Origin of the sequence: Paenibacillus sp. VCA1, from assembly GCF_031583795.1 — a bacterium.
In the GTDB taxonomy this organism is placed as follows: domain Bacteria; phylum Bacillota; class Bacilli; order Paenibacillales; family Paenibacillaceae; genus Paenibacillus_AQ; species Paenibacillus_AQ albilobatus.
In genome coordinates, this window is the sequence record NZ_JAVLSX010000005.1 from 483,574 (window position 1) to 504,685 (window position 21,112).

Consider the following 21,112-nt stretch of genomic DNA (forward strand, 5'->3'; position numbering starts at 1 on the left):
AACGGAATGAAACCTGGAGTAAGCACCTATAGCCTGCTTCATGCGATCAAAGCGGGAGAGATGACCGTGCTGGACGTGATCGACTGGATCGCGGAACACGGCGGGGAACATATGGAAATCGTTCCTTACGGATTCACCCTCGAGGACCAGCCGGATCTTGCGGATGCCGTCCGCGAGCGGGCGGCCGAAAAAGGCATCGCCTTGTCCAATTATTCGATGCCCGCGAATTTCGTGCAGGAAACCCCGGAAGAGTTCGAAGGCGAGATTGATAGAATAAAGCGGCATGTCGATACGGTGCATCGCCTTGGCATGAAACATATGCGCCATGACGTGACCGCCTTCACGCTCCCGCCTGAAAAATGGGGCATCGACTACCTGGAGGACAACCTGGCGCAGATCGTGGAGGGCTGCCGGCGCATCGCGGATTATGCGGCGCAATACGGCATCACGACGACGATCGAAAACCATGGCGTCAGCGTGCAGGCCAGCGACCGGGTGCAGCGGGTGCTTCGGGCCGTGGATCGTCCGAACTTCAAAACGACGCTCGATATCGGCAATTTCCTCTGCGTCGACGAGCAGCCGCTGGTTGGCGTGAAACGCAACCTGCCGTTTGCTTCGCTGATTCACGTCAAGGATTTCTACATCCGTCCGGCCGATCAAAACCCGGGAGGCGGCGCCTGGTTCCGGACGTCCCATGGGAATTACCTGCGGGGATCGATCTTCGGGCAAGGAGACGTCGACGTGCGGCGGGTGCTGCGGATGATCAAGGAGTCCGGTTACGACGGATACGTCACGCTGGAATTTGAAGGCATGGAGGAGTGTCGCGAAGGCACGAAGCTGGGCCTTGAAAATTTAAGACGCATTTGGGATGAGGTATAATCCGTAACTCAGATGAAAGCGCTGCCGGCGGTTGTTTCCGCCGGCAGCGTTTTTTTAGATATAAGAAATACGCGCGTTTCTTCAATTCACGCTAATTTATTCCTCGACGGCAATGCCGGCGGCTTTCGAATGCCCGTGCGTAACGATGCTGCTAAACTGCGAGGAAACTTCGCCCGCCGGAAGCGGCCGATCGTTTTTGACCCACCAAATGACAATCCCCATAAAAGACGATACGAGGTATTCGAGCAGCAACTCCTTCGATATCGCTAAAGGGGAATTTCCCCGATTGGGATTCCACCCCTCATTAAGTTTATCTCTAATAATATGCTCCATTTTCGCCCGAAACGGGTAGATTCGGTTCTCATCGATCAGCATGGCGTAATAAAAAGAGATATTGCCTGAAATATGATCCAATATCGCTTGCATCACGGTTTCGAGCCTGGAAATGCTGAAAGGGTTCATGTGGATCGGACATAAAACAACGGCCTTCTTTAATTCGCTCAACAACTCATCCATACAAGTATCCAATAAATCGGGTTTATTTTGGTGGTGAAGATAAAACGTGTTTCGATTGATCATGGCCCGATCGGCAATATCCTGGATCGTAATCGCTTCATATCCTTTTTCCTGAATAAGCTCAAAAAACGCTTTTCGAATCGATTGTCTCGTGCGCAATACTCTTAAATCGGTTTTTTTGTTCATTGTTTTCGCTCTCCTAAAAAAATTTCATGCGTTAAGCGACAAAGCGATATGAATTTGTATTTTATCCTTCATAAACAAAAATATTGAATATTGAGCGTCATATTCACCTTCATTATAATGAGCAGAAGATAAATAAACAACATAACGTTCATTATTTATCTTGATGTCTATAAAATCGAATGGAAAGGGGGGATTAAAATTGCAATCCGTAGGGTTGTTCAAAGATTAGACCTGTTTATCGCCAACGGAAATTTTAACTTTAATTCATATCAGGAGGATATTCAAATGACATTAAACAATCAAAATGAGCTTGTCCATAAGGCCATCGCCGTGCTGGAAAGTTTGGAGAGCGGCAACCCCGAAGCGATTACGGCTTACGTTCATCCGGAAAAATACATCCAGCACAACCAGGCCTTGTCCGATGGTCGTGAAGCCATGCTTGGCGCACTGGGTCATTTAAAGGAAGCCGGTACAAAGGTAAGCGTAAAGCGCGCTTTTGTCGACGGTGATTATGTGGTGCTTCATTCCGTATATGATTTTTTCGGCCCCAAGATCGCCATTGATATTTTCCGTTTTGAAAATGGACTGATCGTCGAACATTGGGACAATTTGCAAGAGATGGTGGAGAAGACCCCAAGCAATCATACGATGATTGACGGACCGGTCACGATTCAGGATATCGACAAGACGGACGCGAACAAAACGCTTGTCAAAAGCTATGTCGAGAACATTTTATTTGGGAAAAACCCGGACCTGCTGAACACTTATTTTGATGGGGACCGCTACATTCAGCATAGTCCGCATATTGCGGACGGCCTTTCAGGTCTTCATGCCGCATTAAAGTCACTGGCGGAGAGAAATATTGAATTTCAATATACTCGCCTCCATCGGGTCATTGGACAAGGCAATTTTGTTCTTGCGGTGAGCGAAGGTTTATTAGATGGTCAACCTACCGCTTTCTACGATTTGTTCCGCGTCGAGGCTGGAAAGATCGCCGAGCATTGGGACGTCATCGAGGCCATACTGCCCCCGGAAAAACGAAAAAATTCGAACAGCAGATTTTGAAGTTTGTACAGCTAAAACAAGAAAGGCCATCGCAGAATATCATTGCGGTGAGGAGTAGAGGATCATGAACATGCTGAAACAAAAAATGACGTGGCTGGGAGTGGCGATCGTCCTGGTCGCGTTGGTCGTATTCGGGGCGGCGATGATGGGATCGGTGCTTGGATCAAAGCCCAAGGAGCTCCCGGTGGCCCTTGTTGTCCTTGACCGGCCTGCGGGGCTGCCGAATGGAGAAACGTTGGCGGTCGGGGAGAAGATCCGGGATCAAATGTTGTCGAACCGGGCGCTGCCTTTCGCCTGGCATGTCGTGGATTCCGAGGAAAAAGCCCGGGAAGGACTGGATAAACGCGAATATTACGGAGCATTAGTGCTTCCGTCGGATCTGAGCAGCGGAATGCTCTCGTTAGCCACTTCCTCGCCGATTCACCCTAAGGTGAAGATCATCGTCAACGAGGGGATGAACACTCAAGCCTCGACGGTCGTAAGACAGGTTTTGGGGCAAGCGATGAACATGATCAGCGGGGAGCTGGCGCAGCAGTTGCTTGGGCCGATCGGGCAGCAAACGGTACAAATTCCGGTGGAGACGGCTAAAGCTTTTATAGCACCGGTGAGCGTTCAGGAGGAAGTCGTGCATCCGCCGGGGGCGAACCAAGCGTCGGGGAACGCGCCGGGGTTATTGATTCAGATCATGTGGATCGGCAGCCTGGTGACCGGAGTCGTCATGTTCCTGGCCAGCCGGAAAGCGGTCGCGGCGGGTTCCGGAAAATGGACGGTCAGCGCGCTGCAAGCGATCGCTGGACTTGTGATCGCCGGCGTAGCGTCGGGTTTCACCCTATGGATGGCTTCGTCGTGGTACGGCATGGAGCTGGCGAACGCGGGAGAAATTTGGTTGTTCCTGTGGTTGGCCGGATCGGCGTTTTTCTTTCTGCAATCTTCCTTGCTGAATTGGATCGGGTTCCCGGCGATGCCGCTGCTCGTACTGCTGATGTTTTTCTCCTTACCGCTGCTGAACATGGTTCCCGAGTTTTTGTCGCAGGCGACGCGGGATTGGATCTATTCGTGGACGCCGCTGCGGTTCGCGGCAGGAGGGTTGCGGGAAGCGATGTATTTCGGCGGGCTGGATGCGGCCTCTTCGAACGCTTCCGTCTTGTGGGGCATCGCCGGGGGATTTCTAGTGCTGCTGCTCGCTTCCGGATTTAAAGCCGGTCGAGCGGCAGATGCGGTGCCGACTTCTGCGACAGACGGTTAAAAATGAAGGAAGGCTTATCGGCGTTTCGTTCCCGGCATACTGGTGGAGAAGAACTCTCCGACTTGGAAAAAGTAAGGTTAGCCGGCCTTTTAGTCGTCAAGCGGCACGCCCTTGGGATCAAACGGGGTCGAAAGCACGGTCATCGTCTGCGTAAATCCGTATTCGCTGCATTCCTGCCGGAATCGTTCCAGCGACTGCATCGATTCGGTGACAACCTTGATCAGGAAATTGAATTGGCCGCTAATCTGGTGGATCTCCGTGACATCCGGCGACCGTCTGCAAAAATCCGTGAACAGGTCGCAGCGGTTCGCCTGAATGATCACAAACGCCGTAATGGCTTTGCCCAGCTTTTCGGGAGACAGGACGGCTCGATAGGAACGAATCACTTCTTTTTCTTCCAGCTTCCGTATCCGTTCCGTCACGGCCGGACCGGTCATATTGATCATCCGGCCCAGTTCGCTAATGGAGATTCGGGCGTTGTCCTGCAGTATATTTAAAATTTTTAAATCGGTTTGATCCATAGAAGCATACTCCTTTTATGGCAAATGATATTTCGGGATATAATTCCATCCTATCGCTTTAAACTTGTGCGATTTTCCGAATCGCACCGCGACATACGGCTGCTTTCATTTTTTAAGTATAACGGGAGATTCCCCTTTAAATCCATAGTAAAACGGTACGGGAAACTTGCTTTTTGTATGGTTCGCCGGCCCTCCGTTCGATAAACTGTAATTACAAAAACAGCAGTACAAACAGTTTATCGATCAGGAGGGTTTATTTTATGAAAAAGGCCATATTAAGCGAAAAAAATATAGGAGGACTGACGTTGAAAAACCGGTTGATCGTATCCCCGATGCAGCAGTGGCAGGGAACGCCGGAAGCTTTTGCAACCGACTACCATGTACGGCATTACGGTAAATTGGCAAGCGGGGCGGGGCTGCTGATCATCGAATCAACTGGCGTTTCACCGAATGGGCGGCTCTTTCACAATGACATCGGGATTTTTACCGACGACCATACCGCCTATTTGAAAATGATCGTCGACGCCGTTCACGCCAAGGATACGCCGGTGTTCATTCAGCTGACGCATGGCGGGAGAAAATCGTGGAAAAGCGGCTCATCGCGGCTGCTTGCCCCAAGTGCCATCGCCTACGATGATGAATACGGCGTTCCGGAGCAAATGAGCGTCTCGGACATCCGCGCCGAAGTCGAAAATTTCCGCCTGGCGGCCCGAAGAAGCCTGCAAGCCGGGTTCGACGGCATCGAGGTGCATGCGGCGCACGGGCATCTGGTGCATCAGTTCCTGTCCCCGCTGTCCAACCGGCGTACCGACGAATACGGCGGATCGCCCGAAAACCGCAGTCGCTTTTTGAAAGAAATCCTTGAAGCCGTCCGTTCCGAGGTAGGGGAAGGTTATCCTGTCATCGTCCGGGTATCCGCATCCGATTTTGCCGAAGGAGGACTGACTCCCGTCGAGGTCGGAAAGATGCTTCGTCAGCTGGAAGCCTACGTCGATGCAGTGGATGTGTCTTCCGGCGGTCTGCTGCCGGTCAATCCGCTTGCAACACCCGAAGGATACCAGGTACCGTATGCCTCTATTATAAAACAATTTGTGGGCATGCCGGTGATCGCCGTCGGAAAAATCTATGACCCGTCGCTTGCGGAATTCATCCTGTCGGAAAACCTGGCCGATTTTATCGCGGTCGGCAGACCGCTGCTTCAGGATCCGGATTATATCCGGAATGCCTTTTTGGCGCCGGAGATGGCTTCGCAGCATTAAGCGTCTAAACGTTGATTTGCGGGAGCGCCGCGAACCCTTTTTACGATAATCCTTTCAGCAGTCCTTGACCGCGCCGCATTCGGATGACTTGAGATCAAAATGTAAGCCGAATAAAAGCTTCTCTATCCAATTTTGCAAAATCTTTATATAGTTGGAGTTAGAGAAGTTGGTCCCTAATCGGCAGGATAGGTGCTGTGGGATATTTAAAGGAGGGGGAAGCCATGCAATATATGAATGTTCTGTTTGACCTGGACGGCACGCTGACGGATCCGAAGGTCGGAATCACGAAATCGGTGCAATACGCGCTATCCCATTGGGGAATTCAGGTGAATGATCCGGATACGCTGATTCCGTATATCGGACCGCCGCTTGCAAACTCATTTCGGGAAATCCACTCTTTTTCGGAGCGGGATTCGGTGCTGGCGGTCGGGAAATACCGCGAATATTTCCAGGATCGGGGTATCTACGAAAACGAGTTGTATGGCGGCATCAAAGAACTGCTTGAAGCTTTAAAGGAACAGGGCCGGAGGTTAATCGTCGCCACCTCGAAACCTACCGTGTTTGCGGTGGAGGTGCTGAAGCATTTTGGCATCGATTCTTATTTCGAATACGTGTGCGGCAGCCATTTGGATGGAACGTTATCCGACAAAGCGGAAATTATCGCTGAAGTCATGAAGAAATGTGAATTAAGCAAGGACGAGTCGATCATGATCGGGGACCGCAAGCATGACATCATCGGCGCGCAAAAAAACGGCATCGATTCGATTGCGGCCGTTTACGGATACGGAAGCGAGGAGGAACTGACCGCGATTCGGCCGACGTATCATGTGCAAACCGTGCAGGAGTTGAGGGCGTTTTTTGAAGGAGATCTGGAGTTTTTTTAAAACATTCCCCATATTTACCTCGTCAATTACTTGAGGTGAGAAATGGTTATGAATAAACTGACAATATTGATCTTCGTTGTAATATTGATAACGTTCTGTAACTCCTGTGATACCTTGAAAACAAGGGACCTTCCAAGTGGGAATTATGTCAAAAATGAAGGAGATTTAGAAACTCAAACCAAGAAAAGAATGGAGCCTATAAGTAAGGTAATGAAAACTTCCATAGAGACCATCAAAGAGGAAGACCGCATAACCATTCTTTTTAATCTTCGAAACATTTCAGGGAAAGATCAACTAATTCACTACGGATCTCAAAATTATGAGATGCTTATAAATAATGAGGATAATGAAGAAGTTTACAGGTGGTCTACAAATAGAGTATTTCCCATGAAATCAATACAACGGGAATTTAAGAACGAGGAGGTGCTAAGTTACAAAGAAACATGGGATTTTAAAGATGTAAAGGGCCGTCATGTTTCCAAAGGCCGTTATAAAATAAAGGTTGTTATGTTGATTAGCATCGATTCCGAAAATAGAAGCTTATCTACGGAAGATCTGACCGCTACTACAGTGGTTGAAGTTTTATAAAGGGTCGATGCTCCTAGCAGAGTTTGATCTTCTAAACTATATGATGAGATAACGACAATATATTGTTACAACTATCAAATTTTAATTAAAACAGCCAACGGTCAGAAAATTTGCCATTAGCTCTTCTTTTCTTCTATAGTAATGGCGGAAGGCATCGCCTTCCGCCTGACAGAAACAACTTTGTAAATAAGAAGATAGGAATAGAAGTTACATCGTGGCCGCAGCTTTGGAAGCTGCGGTTTTACGTTCCTTGAACATAAAATAATACATCGCCGATGCGCTGATGTACAAAACGCCGGTCATGCTGAAGGTAATCGCATATCCCCAATAAGTTCCGTAAGCGGTCAGCAGGAACGACTGCACCGGCCCCATCGTCGCCCAGCCGAGCATAAATGCGGTTTGCGTCATGGAATTGGCGATGCCCCGGCGCGCGTCGGATACCCGGTCCACCATAATCGAGGACTGAATCGGATTGGCTGCATTCATGAGCGCCTGCCGGAACAGAAACGTGATCGAAGCGATAACGAACAAGTTCGTGAACCCCGTCAGCAGCAGGAAAGGCAGGGACATCATTTGAAACAGCACGACCGCTTTTACGGGGCCAACCCGGTTCGCCAGCGTCGGCCCGATCAGCATCGACACGATCGTCATTACCTGGCCGAGCGAAATCAAGATCCCGACGGCCGACAACGACACGGCAAAACGGTTGGTAAAATAAAGATTCAAATAAGGTACGACAAGCCCCGAACCGGTTCCGACGATCAGTTGGGCGAGCGTGAATTTGCAGATGGCTTTCCAGTCGTTCTTGGCAGGTACGGCAGGTTTGGCTGCCGCCTCGGACACGACGGTTTCGACCAGCACTTTTTCCTTCGCCGTTTTTTTGACGAACAATAAAGGAACAAACGCCAGCAAGCTTGCCGCGCCCCCGGCGAACAGCACCGTTTGCAAGCTATGTATTTTCTCCATCCCTGCCTGCTGCAGCACATCCGCCAAAACGCCGCCCCCGCTGCTGCCCAGCACCTGCGCCGCAAGCACGAGGGAGAAGTGGTAGCTGAATATTTTCAGCCGCTGCTGTTTATCCGTATTTTCCGCGAGGAAAGGGACGGCGATGACCTGGAAAAAGGCGGCAAACAAGCCGGCAGCCACCGCCAGCAGCACCAGTCCCGATTCCCCGCTTGCAAAAGCCCTCCCCATAAAGCTTAGTCCCGTAAGCATGGCGCCAAGCGAAAGCAGCAGCTTGTGGCTGGCTCTGTCTGCGATAAGCCCGATCGGTATAAATACGAGCGCGGTCGCCAAAGACTGCACGCTGACGATCGTCCCGGTCATCGTATCCTCATATCCCAACGCTTGAACGTACAAATTGTAAAGCACCGAAAACATGCCCGTCCCGATTTGGTACAGCACATTGGCCAGAAAAAAGAGCCGGATATTGCGGCCAAGCTGTTTCCATCTTGATGTAACCGCATGCAATACATGCATTTTGCTGATCCCCCGTCACTGTCATCGTTGTATGGTCATCCCTATTGTAGCAGGAGGCTCTCCCCGTGGGAAGCAGAAAATGGAAGATGTCCGTGGGGAAGAGACAGGGAGTTGTAAGGGGGAAGATCAGGTATTTGGTTCCAATGAAAAAAATTCGAAAGTAGGACGTACATTAATTGCTGGTTCGTTCCTATTGGTAGCCCTACCAGTTGCTGCGTTTGCTGATTCATCATCGGCAGAAAATTCTATCCCCCAAGTTCCAACTGCTGAAAAGCTCTTATTTGAGCAAATTCTTGAGAAAGTGAACTCGAAAGAATTAATTTATTCGATATAATAAAAGAAAAATATCCAATTGAACTTAAAGAATCAATTAGTTCATTTAGAAGAGATGATGGGGGATATAGCTTTTTTGCGGCCGATTCCCACACGTTCAACCTTGATTCAACTTTTATGGGATATTATTCTGAATATTATCTAAAAGGGAAAACTATATAGTAATCAGATGTAAAGCAACAAAAAAAGTGTATTTCTGCTGCCAATTCAAGACTTTTGAAGAAGGAGTGATAACAATTCAAGTATATTTTTATTCTTGGTTTACGTTAGCTCTCATTAATGCAGGTCTAGCTCAAACGAAAAATAGAAGTGGTTTGAATTGGTTCTTTATTTCGATGATCTTAGGACCTGTTGCTACTTTTTTAATAGTTATTATTAGTAATAGAAGCTAACTTAGTTCAGTAGTGCCATTAAGAGCTTCCCCATAAGAGTCTCTCTGAATTGAATTTGACCCATAACATGGACAGGATAAAAAAGCACTACTCAGTCAGAAGATGATTCCTATATTCGTTAGGGGTCATCTTCTTTAGTATCCATTGAATACGAGATCCCCGCGGGAACGGTAGAAACGCCTGTTTCACAAGGGTCGGTCTCCATGTAAACCATCAAGATCATAAGGAGAACGCAACATGGAAAAAACGATCATTTGGAAGCGCTTGGACGATACGGGCATGGAATTTTGCACCACTACGTTGGGAGAACGGACGGAGATCGACGGGAAGGTGATTCGCTCGGAGCCCGGAGAACGTTCTTTCGTGGACTATCATGTCGCGTGCGATGCCTTGGGAAACACCCGGGAAGCCGTCATCCGGTACGTCCGCCAAGACAACGTTCAAACGATGCGGCTGCAAAAAGACGATGCCCATCGCTGGACACTTGACGGCTTCCATCTGCCCGAATTCGACGGATTCACGGATATCGATATCGGCGCAACGCCTGCCACCAATCTGCTTCCCATTCGCAGGCTTCGGCTTCAAAACGGGGAGTCGCGCGAGCTGACGGCGGTCTGGGTCCGGTTTCCGGAGTTTGACGTGATGCCGCTAAGGCAAATGTATACGCGCTTGGGAGAATGCGAATACGAATACCGCTCCATGAGCGGCTACACCGCACGGCTGCGGACCGATCGTGAAGGCATCATCCGCGAATATGAAGGGGAATGGGTCGAGAAAAGCGGGTAGATCCGTACGGGAAACCCGATTTTTATCGGCTTCACGTCTCAGTGGGTGTACCTGAAACGGGAAGGGATTCGCGTAATGAGATTGAATTTTCCGCATTACGAATGCTAATCTCAATAAAAGGCTATTTTATGCATGCCAGCGCAGCACCGTTGGCAAAAAAAGAGAGGGGAAACAAAACATGATGATTCCATTGGGACAGTTTGAGTTGACATCCGGCAGCATGGTCGTGTCCGATCCGTGTTACGACCTGAACCCGGACACGATTATTATGGGGGTGTTGGACCGTGCATTAAACGGCACCTGGGACGCCTATGTCCATAAAGCAGAGGTGAGGGATTGGGGAGAGGCCTGCACCAAGCTGGTCGCTTGCCACAGTGCGTTTAGGGATAAGCAGGATCTGCTCGAATGGGTGAAATGTAATTTCATCGTCGGCGTCGACAGCGGGCAGGCGGGCATATTTGATGCAAGCCAATACCGCATTCCCGATCCGGAAGCGCCGGAGCCGGATACGACCGACAGCGAATGGTATCTTGCCTGCTGCGATATAACGGGAAGCGAAACAGAGGCTGGCGTGCTGGACGGAGGCGTAGTCTCGCATTCCGGCTTGGGAGACGGGGGATACGCGGCGTACGCAGCCGCCGATGGCGAAGGGCGTATTATAGGAGTGAAAATCGTATTTATTAAAGAAGCGGACCTGTAGGGGGATCCGGCCATTTCGCCGGTGTGCCTTCAGCTCAGGCCTGCGAAAGGAGACCCGGTTCCCATGAATGAAAAAAGTGCCTATGGGTCCATCGACGAGATTTCGACATTTACGCCCGAAATTCAGGAAAAGCTGCAAACGATCAGACGGGTCATCAGAGAGGCTGCGCCGGCAGCGAAGGAAAAGATCAGCTACCAAATGCCGACGTTCGAACTTCATGGCAATCTGGTGCATTTCGCCGCCTTCAAGCATCATATCGGCTTTTATCCGGCGCCGAAAGGCATCGAAGCGTTCGAGGAGGAACTGGCGCCATACCGCACATCAAAAGGAACGCTGCAGTTTCCTTCTATAAAATTTTTCCTTGAATGTAACTTTTTACGCTTATAGGTGTTATTAATACCAGACAACTGAACTAGATGTCCACAGCAAAAAAATGGAGGAATAGTCGTATGAAGAAAAAACCGGCTTTTTCTGCGATTTTGTCTGTAGCTTTAACAGCAACAATGGTAATTTCTTTACCTGTTTTAGCATCTGCCTCAGAATCTTCTTCAGTTTCAGGTGGTCCCAAAAGTTCAAGCCTTATAGTTGCAAGTGATACTACAAGCATCGAAACAGAACATCCGCAAATTTCAACAGGTACTTCAATAGAACCTTTTTCCAATTACGTTGTATTAGATCAAGCAGTAAGCACTTATGGACATAGCTGGAACCAACCTGTAGGCTATCCTGCTTATCGTATTTATGCAACAAATACAAGAAGTGAAACAATGGTAATTACGGTTAAATATGGTAGTCAGTCTTACTCATATGATATTTCGGGTAATTCATCTACAACAATCGTAGTCAACAATGCGACAAGTGGAACTCACAGCATAGATTTCACCACAAAAAGTGGAGCTGTTTCAGGCAATGTACAAGTAAGGGTCTAATAAATTTTAATGTGTCACGTTGCTTCTAAAATCATCATAACTGTTGGATAGATCACAGCATGTACGACGATGTTCAGAATTTAAAAGTGAAATAAGCTGCAGAACGGGTCCGAAAAGGCCCCGTTTCCTTAGTTCCCGGATCAGCTCCGGATTAGTTCCTAATTAGTTCTCGATCAGTTCCCGGGGTTAATCGGGGTATATAAAAATCTATAATCCCTTGTGTATCAAGGCTTTTCAGGTTTCTCGGATAAACAGAGAAGATCTGGGGAGCTGATCCCGGAACTGATAATTCTGACTGCCGGCGTATTTGGCCGTCTGGATCGGGCTGGATCATTAACTTTTGGCCAATTTTTTTGATGCTTTTTTAGCCAGTTTAGCGATTATTATTTTTTGAGTAGGCATATTTGTTCCTCCATTTCTTATTTCTTTTCACTTCCTGCCTAACCCAACCAAACAGCCCACGTCGTTTTCCGTTTGTTTCGATTCGGGAAAGTCTCTCACTGATTTGTCTGAGCTGGACACTTGTTTCCTGCTGGCCCTTTCGGATCTCATCTTGGAGATTACTAGACAGGTTCTCTATCCTTCCAGACAATTGCTCTGTCGTGCTTGCGACTTCTCGGCGTACCTCAGTAAGCTCCCGTCGTGTTCCGTCATTATCCGTCATTAGAGTTTGGATCTGATCCGCCAGCATAATGATTGCCTGTTTGATTTGATCGACTTCGCCGGCAAGTTGCATAAGATACGGTTTCCCGTCGTCATCCATCGTCATTGGAACGATGATCTCATGTACAACGCCGCGTAGCTGCTCTTTTATGTATTCTGGAGGCTCATTGGCGTCCTTCATTTTGGATATCAGGCCAAATATTTCGATGGCCTCTTCCGTATATCGCATTGTTCATCCGGATCCCACCGTGGGCAAAAACTCTTTGAACTGCCGCGACCAGTCTGCAAGCGTAGTCCGGGGTTTTCCCAATCGATCCGATACATCTACGAGTGAATAGATTCTAACGCCCGATCCAGATGATCCGGATTGTTGATCATAAATACTATTGATTAAAGAGATCCGAATGGAGAACTCTCGATCGGCCGATCCCCTATGATCTAATCTGCAAGATCGCAATGTTCAGGGCGGCCGGAAATGTGGAGAAGGCTGCGGGAAAATCAAAAAGGAGAAACAAAACCTAGCACTGGTGGAGAACGGTTTGCAGGCAGAAACCCTGTTTTGGCAAAGGATGTCTTACCAAAGCGAAGCAGTATTGTATCTTGAAAAGAAAAGCAATATCAACGCGAAAATCATGAAATCAATCAGGGGGACAAACGGTTTTATTTTTCAAAAAAAGCAAAAAAAAGCTGGAAACGTCCGCTTCTTAAAGGTATGATATAGGAAATTCTTATATATCCTATGAATATACTATGAATTATGTTGATGGAGACTCTTGCGATGAACAAGAAGAACATAAAGAAGCTGGTCATTCCGCTTTTGCTGCTAATTATATTGCTGGTACCTTTCGGGTTCAGTTACATTTCGTTTCAGTCGAAGCATGTCGACAATCAGGGGGCGAAGGAGTTTGTCCGCAAGCTGCAGGCAGCCATGGACGGCCGCACGGCTTTTAAACTATCGGATTTGACCCCGGTGGCGTGGGATCACGTATACATTTTTCATCCCTATACGACGAAAAGCGAAATGGAACGGATCATTGGAACTTCATGGACCACAAGCCGCTCTTACGTCGGGTATTTGCTCGACAACACGTTCCTTGGGGCTTATCCGCTGGATGACGATTCGCTGAACAAGCTCGTGTTCATGGACAACGGAAAGGTCGTCCTGGACGTCACGCTAAACCGTTCCACGGCTGATTTCACCGGCTTCAAAGAGATTCGGGCAGACAAGGAGCTTCTACTCGGATCCGGCGAAGACGGCGCGAACGTCGTCGTATCGAAGCCGTGATCGAATGCCGTTTTCTCCGCTGGCCAGATGAAGAATGTGCTAGAATAGGAGATATACATTCGATCATGCAAACGAACCGGAGGAAACAAAGATGACACAGACGACATCCGCGCCCGCGGTCGAGGTGGCTTTATACACCATGTGCCTCGTCCAGGACGGAGACAAAGTATTGCTGCTGAACCGCCCCAGCAAACGCGGCTTTCCGGGCTATATCGGCCCCGGAGGCAAAGTGGAATTTCCCGAAAGCCTGACGGAAGGCGCCATCCGCGAAGTGAGGGAGGAGACGGGACTGATCGTCAAGGACCTGGTCTATAAAGGGCTGGACGAATTCGTCGATCCTTCCACGAACTACCGATATATGGTTTTCAACTATTTAGCGACTTCGTTCGAAGGGGAACTGCTGGAAAATCCGCCGGAAGGCGAATTGCTGTGGGTTCCGATTCAAGAGGCGACCTCCCTGCCGATGCAGGACTGGTTTAAGCGGCGTTTTCCGCTTTTTTTCGAGGAAGGCACCTTCGAAATTTATGAAGTCTATGACATGGATAACAAAAAAACCTTGAAGGAAAGCGTGAAAAAGCTCTAAGAAAAGTAACAACTTTGTTTTTGTTTTCATATACTTTTTACACGATTTTACGGCTGCTCTCACATGATTGGTAAGTAGTATAAAGACATACCCAATCGAGAGGAGTTAAACGACATGAACAACACATGGTCCAAAAAATTGCTGATTTCCGGGATGACTTCCGTCCTGCTGCTTGCCGGCGCGGGTACCGCGGCGTTTGCCGATGACGCCAAGCCTGCCGCCGCGAGCGCGAAAACGACTGCTGCAGCGGAGAAGAAAGCAGAGACTAAAACGGTAAAGCCTGCGTCCAAAATTTCTGAAAAAGCGCCTGCCAAAACCGGCAAACAAACGTCCGCTTCGGCCACTGCAGCAAAAACGGCGCCAAAAACCAAAAAAGCTCCCGCCGCAAGCAAATCCGTAAAAAAGGCCAAACCGGCAAAACACGCGAAAGCAACGAAAAAAGCCGTTAAAGCCGGCCATACCAAACATAAAGCGAAAAAACATCATGCCAAAACGCATCTTGTAAAAGCGCATCATGCCAAAACACATACGACGGCCGCAAAGAAGGTCGTTAAAAAACCGGCAGCCAAAAAGAGCAAATAAACGGCACTGGGAAAGGCGGGAGACGACAGTCTACCCGTCTTTTTTTTCTGAAAATCTGTTGATGCGGGTTGCCTTTTTCGGAAAAACCGGGCAGATAGACGATTTCCGATCAAGGAGAGTACAATAGTAGCATCAGACGGGAGGGAAACGGGATGGCGCATATATTTGTCGTCGATGACGATGCCAATATCCTGCAGTTGATTACGGAATATTTGCGGAAGGACGGGTTTACCGTTTCGGCTTTTCCCGACGGGAGCAATCTGGTGGAAAACGTACGGTCTGAAAAACCGGATTGCCTCATCTTGGATATTATGATGCCCGGCGTCAACGGGCTTGCCTTACTGACATCGATCCGCACCTTTACGGAAATGCCCATCATCATGATTTCGGCCCGCGGCGAGGAAATGGACCGGATCATCGGTTTAGAGCTCGGCTGCAACGATTTTTTGCGTAAGCCGTTCCATCCGAGGGAACTGATCGCCCGCGTGAAAGGTATGCTGCGTCTTGTTCAGACTTACCGCTTGACGGGGGAAACCGAGTCGGGAAAAGGGATTGTGATCGGCAACATGACGCTGAACGAGGAATTCAGGCTGGTTACCGTCGGAGATCAGGAGGTGTCTTTCACTTCCCGGGAGTATGAGCTGCTTGTTTTTTTAGCCAAACATGTGGAGCGGCCCTTCAGTAGAGAGCAGCTGATCCAGCAGGTATGGAAATACGATTTTATGGGCGAGCCCCGGGTCGTAGACGATCTGGTGAAAAGACTCCGCAAAAAGCTGAACGAAGCCGGCGCCTCACTGCAGATCGAAACGTTGTGGGGATTTGGATACAAAGCGGCGGTCCGGGGATGATGCGGACGATTCGGGGCAGAATTTTCACTTCCCTCATCATTGTCATGGTGTTTTCGGTTCTGACGACCGTTTTTTTGTTCAACCAACTGATCGACGGTATGCTGATGGACCAAGCGCGGAACCAACTGCGGCTGCAGATGACCAAAGCGATCGACATCATTGAAGGCGGCGACGTGGGGGACCTGAGCACGGAGGATTTGGAGCTTCGATTCCGGGACCGGATGTTTTACGCCGATTTTTTCGTCTTGAATCCTTCGGACCAAATCATCGCGGCCGGGGACGGAGACATGGAAGGTCAGTCCATTCATATTTCGATGAGTCCGCGTGATCATTTTTTCACGCTTCATGGACAAAAAATGATGTATACCCACCAAAAGCTGGAGAACGGCCTCCGCATCGTCGTGTATACCCCCATGGACATTCTTAAGCAGATTTCGGGGCGGGTGCTGCGCGTTTCGCTATTGGCGATCGGCATCAGCTTCGGCGTCATTTTCATCGTCGGCCTGTGGTTTGTCTGGAAAACGACGCGGCCCTTGCAGCAGCTAAAGGAAGCGGTCAGCAAATATCATCCGAGCTACCGGGGCTTAGGCATTCCTCAAGGGGATACGTCGGAGATCGGGCAGTTGATGGATACGTTTTCCAATATGTCCGGGCGCATTCAACGGCATCATCAGCAGCAAATCGAGTTTTTGCAAAACGTATCCCATGAACTTCGGACACCGTTAATGTCCATCCAGGGATACGCGTCCGCCGTGAAGGATCAAGTCGTGTCCGTTGAGCACGGCTTAAGCGTAGTGATGGCCGAGTCGGAGCGCCTCATTCGGATGGTGGACCGGCTGTTGCAGCTGACGAGAATGGAAACGGTGCAGGAGGAATGGAAACTGACGGAGGTCGACTTGCAGGAGATGATGGAGCAAGTTCATCAGCTGATCGCTCCCGCAGCGGCGGACCGGGGCGTAGCTGTTCTCGTCAAGACGGTCCCGCTTGAAATGGCTATTCCTGCGGAGCAAATTTTTCAGGTCGCCATGAATTTCACGCAAAATGCGGTGCGGTATGCTTCAAACGAAGTGAGATTGGAGCTTTCGCCGATTGCGGGAGGATTCAGGATCCATGTGGAAGATGACGGCCCCGGCGTCCCCGAACATGAACGCTTGTCGGTATTTGACAGGTTTTATACGGGGAAGGCAGGTATTACAGGCATCGGGCTGGCTATTTGCAAGCAGACGGCGGACAGGCTCGGGGCGGCGATCGGCTGCGAGGGATCGGATTTGGGCGGGGCCCGATTTTGGTTTGAATACAGGCAGGACCGGCCATAATCTATTAGACGAGTCTGCAGATGCTTCTTCATCTATGATTCTAGGGTAGCATGGCCCTGCCTTGAATTACGGTGAATCCTGAACAGCGGCGGTTTCCTCAAATCTGCCTTTCTAGCATGAAATGCGCAGATGGCTATAACAAATGCTAGATTCACTTCATAACATATATCAATTCTACGTGGAGGAGTTGAAAATATGTTTGAAGATCTTTTAGGAGATTTAACCCGAGAAAACTGTACCCCAGGAGAAGGCTCAAGAGGAGACCTCACTCGCGGCGACCGTACAGGCGGCTCTCGTGGCGACCGTACGCATGGCACTCGCGGCGACCGTACAGGCGGCTCTCGTGGCGACCGTACGCATGGCACTCGCGGCGACCGTACTGGCGGCTCTCGTGGCGACCGTACGCATGGCACTCGCGGCGACCGTACAGGCGGCTCTCGTGGCGACCGTACGCCCGGCGCTCGCGGCGACCGTACGCATGGCACTCGCGGCGATCGTACAGGCGGTTCTCGTGGCGGCCGCACAGGTGGATCTCGTGGCCGTACAGGCGGTTCTCGCGGAGGCCGTACCGGTGGATCGCGTGGCCGTACAGGCGGCTCCCGTGGTCGTTAAGATGCAAGCATCACCGCAGTTTCCATAGACTCGGGGTTCAAGTAGATCCCGGATTTTTGTAACGAAAGCGATGCATCAACTGCCGATTCATTCCGAATCGGCAGTTTTCTTTTCTCAGGATTTTGCAAAATTCGATTCCTGCCGCTCCAGGGTACAAGATATAGACGAGTCAAAACTTTTCGCGCTATATCTTGCTGATTGGAAGTCGCTTTTTGGATTTTTGCAAAATCCTCTTTTAACAAAGCGAGCGAAAACCCTTGATTTTCCGGCCCCCGCAAACTATATTCGAACATAATATCTTTCAAATCCCCATGGAGAGGAAGGCGGAAACATGAAATCATGGATCATCCGGGAGGCAGAGCCCAAGGACATTCCCGGGCTGGCAAAGGTTCACTTGAACAGCTGGCTCACGACTTACCGCGGGATCGTGTCCGATGACTATCTGGACAGCCTGAAGCTCGAAACGCGAATGGAATTGTGGACGCGGGTGTTAGCCCCAGCCAATGAGTCGGTCACGTTCGTGCTGGAAGCCCCGTCCGGCGAAGTCGCCGGATTCATTAACGGGGGAAAAAGCCGGGAAAAGGAACTGAACATCGAAGCAGAGGTTTATTCACTGTATCTGCTGCAAGAAGCGCAAGGACGCGGATGCGGCCGCGAGCTGATGAAACGTTTGATCGGTTATTTTCGTGAACAAGGGTATCGTTCCATGCTGGTTTGGGTGCTGGAAGAAAATCCGGCCGTCGGGTTTTACAAAAAAATGGGCGGCGAGTATCTGATGAGGGATCGTTTGCAAATCGGCGGTGAAGAGGTGCAGAATCTATGCTTTCAATGGAAAGATCTCAATTCTGCCGAATAATAAAAATCGCGCTATGATTCGGTACATAAACAAGAAGGCGCAAGGCCATAAACTACTGAAAAACAAATAGCGGTCGAGCACGGCCAACAAAGATTTACCACGTGAAATATGGAATTTTATAAAAAAATTTACTTTAAATACTAAAATAATGGTTGAAGATGGCACAAAATGGGATTAGAATAAAAGCACATCGGTAATCGATCTGGTTACAGGAGAAAAGGACAACTTTACGGCTGTCCTTTTTGCAGGCATAAAAATGAAAGCGCATTAACTTTCGTTTCTCCATCATAAAGCAGTGCCAAAAGCTCATCCGTGAAAGGAGGTGAACCAGCGTTTCGGCTTCAGGCGAGCGCGTCAATTCCGGCCGCATGTCCAAATCTTCATGGCTTGGGGAGCGGAAATTGAACCGAAAGAAGGATGAGTGATGGCAAAAAGACCATGGGTAAAAGGCATGCTTGCCGTTTTGTTCAGCCTGCTGCTTGCGATTGGCTGGCGGGGACCGGGTGCGGGACAAGCGGATGCCGCCGCCCCCTCTTACAAGGTTGTCGGGTATTTCACGAACTGGGGCATTTACGACGCCAACTATCAGGTAGAACAGATCGACGCGACGAAACTCACCCACCTGAATTACGCATTTGCGGACCTTTGCTGGAACGGCAAACACGGCAACCCGTCAAATGATCCCGGAAATCCGAACAAAGCGACCTGGAACTGCAAGGATGCCGGCGTTCCGACCCAAACGGGAAACGTCCCGAACGGGGCCATCGTGCTTGGCGATCCGTGGGCGGACGTCAACAACAACGACGGCGTGCCTTTGGAATGGGAAGACTGCGAAAAAGGGAAATGCGGCAACTTTTACAAGCTCAACAAGCTGAAACAGTCGAATCCGAACTTGAAAACGCTGTTATCCGTCGGCGGATGGACCTGGTCCAATCATTTTTCGGATGTGGCGGCCGATCCTGCTGCCCGCACCAATTTCGCGAATTCGGCGGTCAATGTGATCCGGACATACGGTTTCGACGGGATCGACATTGACTGGGAATATCCTGTAGAGGGCGGATTGCCGGATAACAGCCAGCGACCGGAGGACAAGCATAACTTCACGCTGCTGCTGCAGGAAACACGCAATAAACTGAATGCCGCGGGAGCGCAGGACGGGCGCAGCTATCTGCTGACGATCGCAGGACGGGCCAATCCTTCTTACGCGACGACGACCGAGCTTGGCGCCATCGCAGGCATTCTGGATTGGATCAACATCATGACCTACGACTTCCACGGCGACTGGGAACAAACCACGAACCACAACGCAAACCTCTATTCCGACCCGAACGATCCGGATACCGTCAATAAATTCAGCGCAGATTCGGCCATAAACGCTTATTTGAATGCGGGAGTGCCTGCTTCCAAGATCGTGATGGGCATTCCGTTTTACGGCCGGGGATGGAAAAACTGCGCGCCCGGACCCCGCGGCGACGGACTTTATCAAGCCTGCACTCCGGATTTTAACGGCAGCGTCGTTCCAAACGGAACTTGGGACAACTACGAGTCCGGGCCTACGGGAATGTTTGATTACGGCGATCTGGCAGCGAATTACGTGAACAAAAACGGCTTTGCCCGTTATTGGAGCCAGACCGGCCAAGTACCTTATCTGTACAACCCTTCCTCCAAGATTTTTATCAGCTACGAAGACCCGCAGTCAATCACCGCAAAAGCGACCTATATCAAAAACCGTTCTCTGGGCGGCGCGATGATTTGGGATCTCAGCGAAGACTGCCGGACCAGCCCCAAATTCGCCTGCACAGGCACGAAACTTCTGAATCAACTCGCCTCGGACCTGCAATCGGATCCGGCTCCGCCGGATACAACCGCACCAACCGCTCCAACGCATTTGACTTCTCCTTCGCAAACGGCCAACACCATCACGCTGACATGGGACCCGTCCTACGATCAGGTCGGCGTTGCCGGTTATGACGTATACCGGGACCAAACCCTGTTAACCCGCGTACCCGGCACGACCTATACCGTTGCGGGCCTCAAGCCGCAAACCTCCTATACATTTACGGTAAAAGCCGTCGATGCCGCAGGGAACGTGTCGGATCCCAGCGCTCCGCTTACCGTATCCACGCTTGCCTTGGGAACGGATACCGAAGCCCCTACAGCCCCCGCCAATCTATCGGTAACGGCACATACGGACACGACCGTGTCGCTGAAGTGGAATCCGTCGACGGATAACGTTGCCGTCACCGGATATGACATTTTCCAAGGGGATACGCTTGCCGGTACAGCGGACGGGACAAAGACCGGCTACACGGTTACCGGGCTTAAGCCGCAAACGGCTTATACTTTTTCAGTGAAGGCAAAAGATGCCGCCGGGAACGTTTCTCCCGCGAGCAATGCGGTCACCGTAACGACCGATGCTTCCGGCCCGGCAACAACTCCGGCGTGGGCCCCAAATACGGCTTATGCCGTCGGCGCCGAGGTCAGTTACGGCGGAGCGGTCTATCAATGCCGGCTTGCGCATACCTCGCTTCCGGGATGGGAGCCGCCGAACGTGCCTGCTTTATGGTTGAAAAAATAACGCCAAACCATTTTGATGTGATGAAA

24 protein-coding genes are annotated in these 21,112 nt (G+C 50.1%); 20 read left to right on the plus strand and 4 right to left on the minus strand.

Annotation, left to right across the window (positions count from 1 at the left end; translation table 11 throughout):
• Positions 1 to 6: 6 nt before the first annotated feature.
• A complete protein-coding gene (locus tag RJP21_RS14170; protein WP_310859813.1) occupies positions 7 to 879 on the plus strand; it encodes a sugar phosphate isomerase/epimerase family protein in 873 nt (290 codons plus the stop codon).
• Positions 880 to 975: 96 nt separating this feature from the next.
• On the opposite strand, the gene RJP21_RS14175 is transcribed toward RJP21_RS14170, so the two are convergent.
• Positions 976 to 1,581 (minus strand): TetR/AcrR family transcriptional regulator, encoded by a 606-nt coding sequence (locus RJP21_RS14175; protein WP_310859814.1) that lies wholly within the window; start codon positions 1,579 to 1,581, stop codon positions 976 to 978.
• Positions 1,582 to 1,866: 285 nt separating this feature from the next.
• On the opposite strand from RJP21_RS14175, the gene RJP21_RS14180 reads away from it, so the two are divergent.
• Both RJP21_RS14180 and RJP21_RS14185 read left to right on the plus strand, forming a co-directional pair.
• Positions 1,867 to 2,646, plus strand: a complete 780-nt coding sequence (locus RJP21_RS14180; protein WP_310859815.1) for a nuclear transport factor 2 family protein — start codon at positions 1,867 to 1,869, stop codon at positions 2,644 to 2,646.
• 64 nt (positions 2,647 to 2,710) lie between these two features.
• Entirely contained in the window at positions 2,711 to 3,892 is a 1,182-nt protein-coding gene (locus RJP21_RS14185; protein WP_310859816.1) for a YhgE/Pip domain-containing protein, read from the plus strand.
• A gap of 89 nt (positions 3,893 to 3,981) precedes the next feature.
• Here the strand turns inward: RJP21_RS14185 and RJP21_RS14190 are convergent, their stop codons facing one another.
• Entirely contained in the window at positions 3,982 to 4,413 is a 432-nt protein-coding gene (locus RJP21_RS14190; RefSeq protein WP_310859817.1) for an Lrp/AsnC family transcriptional regulator, read from the minus strand.
• A gap of 260 nt (positions 4,414 to 4,673) precedes the next feature.
• Between RJP21_RS14190 and RJP21_RS14195 the strand changes: the two genes are divergently transcribed.
• The 3 genes from RJP21_RS14195 to RJP21_RS14205 all read left to right on the plus strand — a co-directional run bounded on the left by RJP21_RS14195 (position 4,674) and on the right by RJP21_RS14205 (position 7,144).
• Entirely contained in the window at positions 4,674 to 5,672 is a 999-nt protein-coding gene (locus RJP21_RS14195) for an oxidoreductase (RefSeq protein WP_310859818.1), read from the plus strand.
• 221 nt (positions 5,673 to 5,893) lie between these two features.
• Entirely contained in the window at positions 5,894 to 6,556 is a 663-nt protein-coding gene (locus RJP21_RS14200) for an HAD family hydrolase (protein WP_310859819.1), read from the plus strand.
• Positions 6,557 to 6,604: 48 nt separating this feature from the next.
• Complete coding sequence (locus tag RJP21_RS14205) at positions 6,605 to 7,144, plus strand: BsuPI-related putative proteinase inhibitor (protein ID WP_310859820.1); 540 nt, start codon at positions 6,605 to 6,607, stop codon at positions 7,142 to 7,144.
• 207 nt (positions 7,145 to 7,351) lie between these two features.
• Here RJP21_RS14205 and RJP21_RS14210 read toward each other — a convergent pair whose 3' ends face one another.
• Positions 7,352 to 8,623, minus strand: coding sequence for an MFS transporter (locus RJP21_RS14210; RefSeq protein ID WP_310859821.1), 1,272 nt, complete (start codon positions 8,621 to 8,623; stop codon positions 7,352 to 7,354).
• Between the two features lie 79 nt (positions 8,624 to 8,702).
• Between RJP21_RS14210 and RJP21_RS14215 the strand changes: the two genes are divergently transcribed.
• From RJP21_RS14215 to RJP21_RS14235, 5 genes are all read left to right on the plus strand, one after another.
• Complete coding sequence (locus RJP21_RS14215) at positions 8,703 to 8,957, plus strand: hypothetical protein (RefSeq protein WP_310859822.1); 255 nt, start codon at positions 8,703 to 8,705, stop codon at positions 8,955 to 8,957.
• Positions 8,958 to 9,585: 628 nt separating this feature from the next.
• A complete protein-coding gene (locus RJP21_RS14220) occupies positions 9,586 to 10,134 on the plus strand; it encodes a putative glycolipid-binding domain-containing protein (RefSeq protein ID WP_310859823.1) in 549 nt (182 codons plus the stop codon).
• A gap of 178 nt (positions 10,135 to 10,312) precedes the next feature.
• A complete protein-coding gene (locus RJP21_RS14225) occupies positions 10,313 to 10,834 on the plus strand; it encodes a DUF4241 domain-containing protein (protein WP_310859824.1) in 522 nt (173 codons plus the stop codon).
• A gap of 63 nt (positions 10,835 to 10,897) precedes the next feature.
• Positions 10,898 to 11,221 (plus strand): iron chaperone, encoded by a 324-nt coding sequence (locus RJP21_RS14230; protein ID WP_310859825.1) that lies wholly within the window; start codon positions 10,898 to 10,900, stop codon positions 11,219 to 11,221.
• A gap of 62 nt (positions 11,222 to 11,283) precedes the next feature.
• Positions 11,284 to 11,763 (plus strand): hypothetical protein, encoded by a 480-nt coding sequence (locus tag RJP21_RS14235; protein WP_310859826.1) that lies wholly within the window; start codon positions 11,284 to 11,286, stop codon positions 11,761 to 11,763.
• A 373-nt stretch (positions 11,764 to 12,136) separates the two neighbouring features.
• Here RJP21_RS14235 and RJP21_RS14240 read toward each other — a convergent pair whose 3' ends face one another.
• Positions 12,137 to 12,655, minus strand: coding sequence for a hypothetical protein (locus tag RJP21_RS14240; protein WP_310859827.1), 519 nt, complete (start codon positions 12,653 to 12,655; stop codon positions 12,137 to 12,139).
• A 310-nt stretch (positions 12,656 to 12,965) separates the two neighbouring features.
• On the opposite strand from RJP21_RS14240, the gene RJP21_RS14245 reads away from it, so the two are divergent.
• The 9 genes from RJP21_RS14245 to RJP21_RS14285 all read left to right on the plus strand — a co-directional run bounded on the left by RJP21_RS14245 (position 12,966) and on the right by RJP21_RS14285 (position 21,086).
• The gene (locus tag RJP21_RS14245; RefSeq protein ID WP_310859828.1) at positions 12,966 to 13,142 is read left to right on the plus strand and encodes a hypothetical protein; all 177 of its coding nucleotides are present in this window, start codon (positions 12,966 to 12,968) and stop codon (positions 13,140 to 13,142) included.
• 62 nt (positions 13,143 to 13,204) lie between these two features.
• Positions 13,205 to 13,711, plus strand: a complete 507-nt coding sequence (locus tag RJP21_RS14250; RefSeq protein ID WP_310859829.1) for a hypothetical protein — start codon at positions 13,205 to 13,207, stop codon at positions 13,709 to 13,711.
• 91 nt (positions 13,712 to 13,802) lie between these two features.
• Positions 13,803 to 14,294: an 8-oxo-dGTP diphosphatase gene (locus tag RJP21_RS14255; RefSeq protein WP_160037582.1), complete on the plus strand. Its 492-nt coding sequence runs from the start codon at positions 13,803 to 13,805 to the stop codon at positions 14,292 to 14,294.
• 114 nt (positions 14,295 to 14,408) lie between these two features.
• Positions 14,409 to 14,876 (plus strand): hypothetical protein, encoded by a 468-nt coding sequence (locus RJP21_RS14260; protein ID WP_310859830.1) that lies wholly within the window; start codon positions 14,409 to 14,411, stop codon positions 14,874 to 14,876.
• Positions 14,877 to 15,028: 152 nt separating this feature from the next.
• Positions 15,029 to 15,724, plus strand: a complete 696-nt coding sequence (locus RJP21_RS14265) for a response regulator transcription factor (protein WP_310859831.1) — start codon at positions 15,029 to 15,031, stop codon at positions 15,722 to 15,724.
• The gene (locus RJP21_RS14270; protein WP_310859832.1) at positions 15,721 to 17,040 is read left to right on the plus strand and encodes a HAMP domain-containing sensor histidine kinase; all 1,320 of its coding nucleotides are present in this window, start codon (positions 15,721 to 15,723) and stop codon (positions 17,038 to 17,040) included. Before RJP21_RS14265 ends, RJP21_RS14270 begins: the two co-directional genes overlap by 4 nt.
• A gap of 478 nt (positions 17,041 to 17,518) precedes the next feature.
• Positions 17,519 to 17,680: a hypothetical protein gene (locus RJP21_RS14275; RefSeq protein WP_310859833.1), complete on the plus strand. Its 162-nt coding sequence runs from the start codon at positions 17,519 to 17,521 to the stop codon at positions 17,678 to 17,680.
• Between the two features lie 303 nt (positions 17,681 to 17,983).
• Positions 17,984 to 18,508, plus strand: coding sequence for a GNAT family N-acetyltransferase (locus RJP21_RS14280; RefSeq protein ID WP_310859834.1), 525 nt, complete (start codon positions 17,984 to 17,986; stop codon positions 18,506 to 18,508).
• A 424-nt stretch (positions 18,509 to 18,932) separates the two neighbouring features.
• Entirely contained in the window at positions 18,933 to 21,086 is a 2,154-nt protein-coding gene (locus RJP21_RS14285; protein WP_310859835.1) for a glycosyl hydrolase family 18 protein, read from the plus strand.
• Positions 21,087 to 21,112 lie beyond the last annotated feature (26 nt).

Coding starts and splice junctions, on each gene's coding strand:
- RJP21_RS14210 (WP_310859821.1), bottom strand. CDS start 8,623: ATGCATGTATTGCATGCGGTTACATCAAGATGGAAACAGCTTGGCCGC.
- RJP21_RS14240 (WP_310859827.1), bottom strand. CDS start 12,655: ATGCGATATACGGAAGAGGCCATCGAAATATTTGGCCTGATATCCAAA.
- RJP21_RS14220 (WP_310859823.1), top strand. CDS start 9,586: ATGGAAAAAACGATCATTTGGAAGCGCTTGGACGATACGGGCATGGAA.
- RJP21_RS14195 (WP_310859818.1), top strand. CDS start 4,674: ATGAAAAAGGCCATATTAAGCGAAAAAAATATAGGAGGACTGACGTTG.
- RJP21_RS14230 (WP_310859825.1), top strand. CDS start 10,898: ATGAATGAAAAAAGTGCCTATGGGTCCATCGACGAGATTTCGACATTT.
- RJP21_RS14270 (WP_310859832.1), top strand. CDS start 15,721: ATGATGCGGACGATTCGGGGCAGAATTTTCACTTCCCTCATCATTGTC.
- RJP21_RS14205 (WP_310859820.1), top strand. CDS start 6,605: ATGAATAAACTGACAATATTGATCTTCGTTGTAATATTGATAACGTTC.
- RJP21_RS14180 (WP_310859815.1), top strand. CDS start 1,867: ATGACATTAAACAATCAAAATGAGCTTGTCCATAAGGCCATCGCCGTG.
- RJP21_RS14170 (WP_310859813.1), top strand. CDS start 7: ATGAAACCTGGAGTAAGCACCTATAGCCTGCTTCATGCGATCAAAGCG.
- RJP21_RS14255 (WP_160037582.1), top strand. CDS start 13,803: ATGACACAGACGACATCCGCGCCCGCGGTCGAGGTGGCTTTATACACC.
- RJP21_RS14190 (WP_310859817.1), bottom strand. CDS start 4,413: ATGGATCAAACCGATTTAAAAATTTTAAATATACTGCAGGACAACGCC.
- RJP21_RS14285 (WP_310859835.1), top strand. CDS start 18,933: ATGGCAAAAAGACCATGGGTAAAAGGCATGCTTGCCGTTTTGTTCAGC.
- RJP21_RS14185 (WP_310859816.1), top strand. CDS start 2,711: ATGAACATGCTGAAACAAAAAATGACGTGGCTGGGAGTGGCGATCGTC.
- RJP21_RS14265 (WP_310859831.1), top strand. CDS start 15,029: ATGGCGCATATATTTGTCGTCGATGACGATGCCAATATCCTGCAGTTG.
- RJP21_RS14225 (WP_310859824.1), top strand. CDS start 10,313: ATGATGATTCCATTGGGACAGTTTGAGTTGACATCCGGCAGCATGGTC.
- RJP21_RS14175 (WP_310859814.1), bottom strand. CDS start 1,581: ATGAACAAAAAAACCGATTTAAGAGTATTGCGCACGAGACAATCGATT.
- RJP21_RS14215 (WP_310859822.1), top strand. CDS start 8,703: ATGGAAGATGTCCGTGGGGAAGAGACAGGGAGTTGTAAGGGGGAAGAT.
- RJP21_RS14260 (WP_310859830.1), top strand. CDS start 14,409: ATGAACAACACATGGTCCAAAAAATTGCTGATTTCCGGGATGACTTCC.
- RJP21_RS14280 (WP_310859834.1), top strand. CDS start 17,984: ATGAAATCATGGATCATCCGGGAGGCAGAGCCCAAGGACATTCCCGGG.
- RJP21_RS14200 (WP_310859819.1), top strand. CDS start 5,894: ATGCAATATATGAATGTTCTGTTTGACCTGGACGGCACGCTGACGGAT.
- RJP21_RS14250 (WP_310859829.1), top strand. CDS start 13,205: ATGAACAAGAAGAACATAAAGAAGCTGGTCATTCCGCTTTTGCTGCTA.
- RJP21_RS14235 (WP_310859826.1), top strand. CDS start 11,284: ATGAAGAAAAAACCGGCTTTTTCTGCGATTTTGTCTGTAGCTTTAACA.
- RJP21_RS14275 (WP_310859833.1), top strand. CDS start 17,519: ATGGCACTCGCGGCGATCGTACAGGCGGTTCTCGTGGCGGCCGCACAG.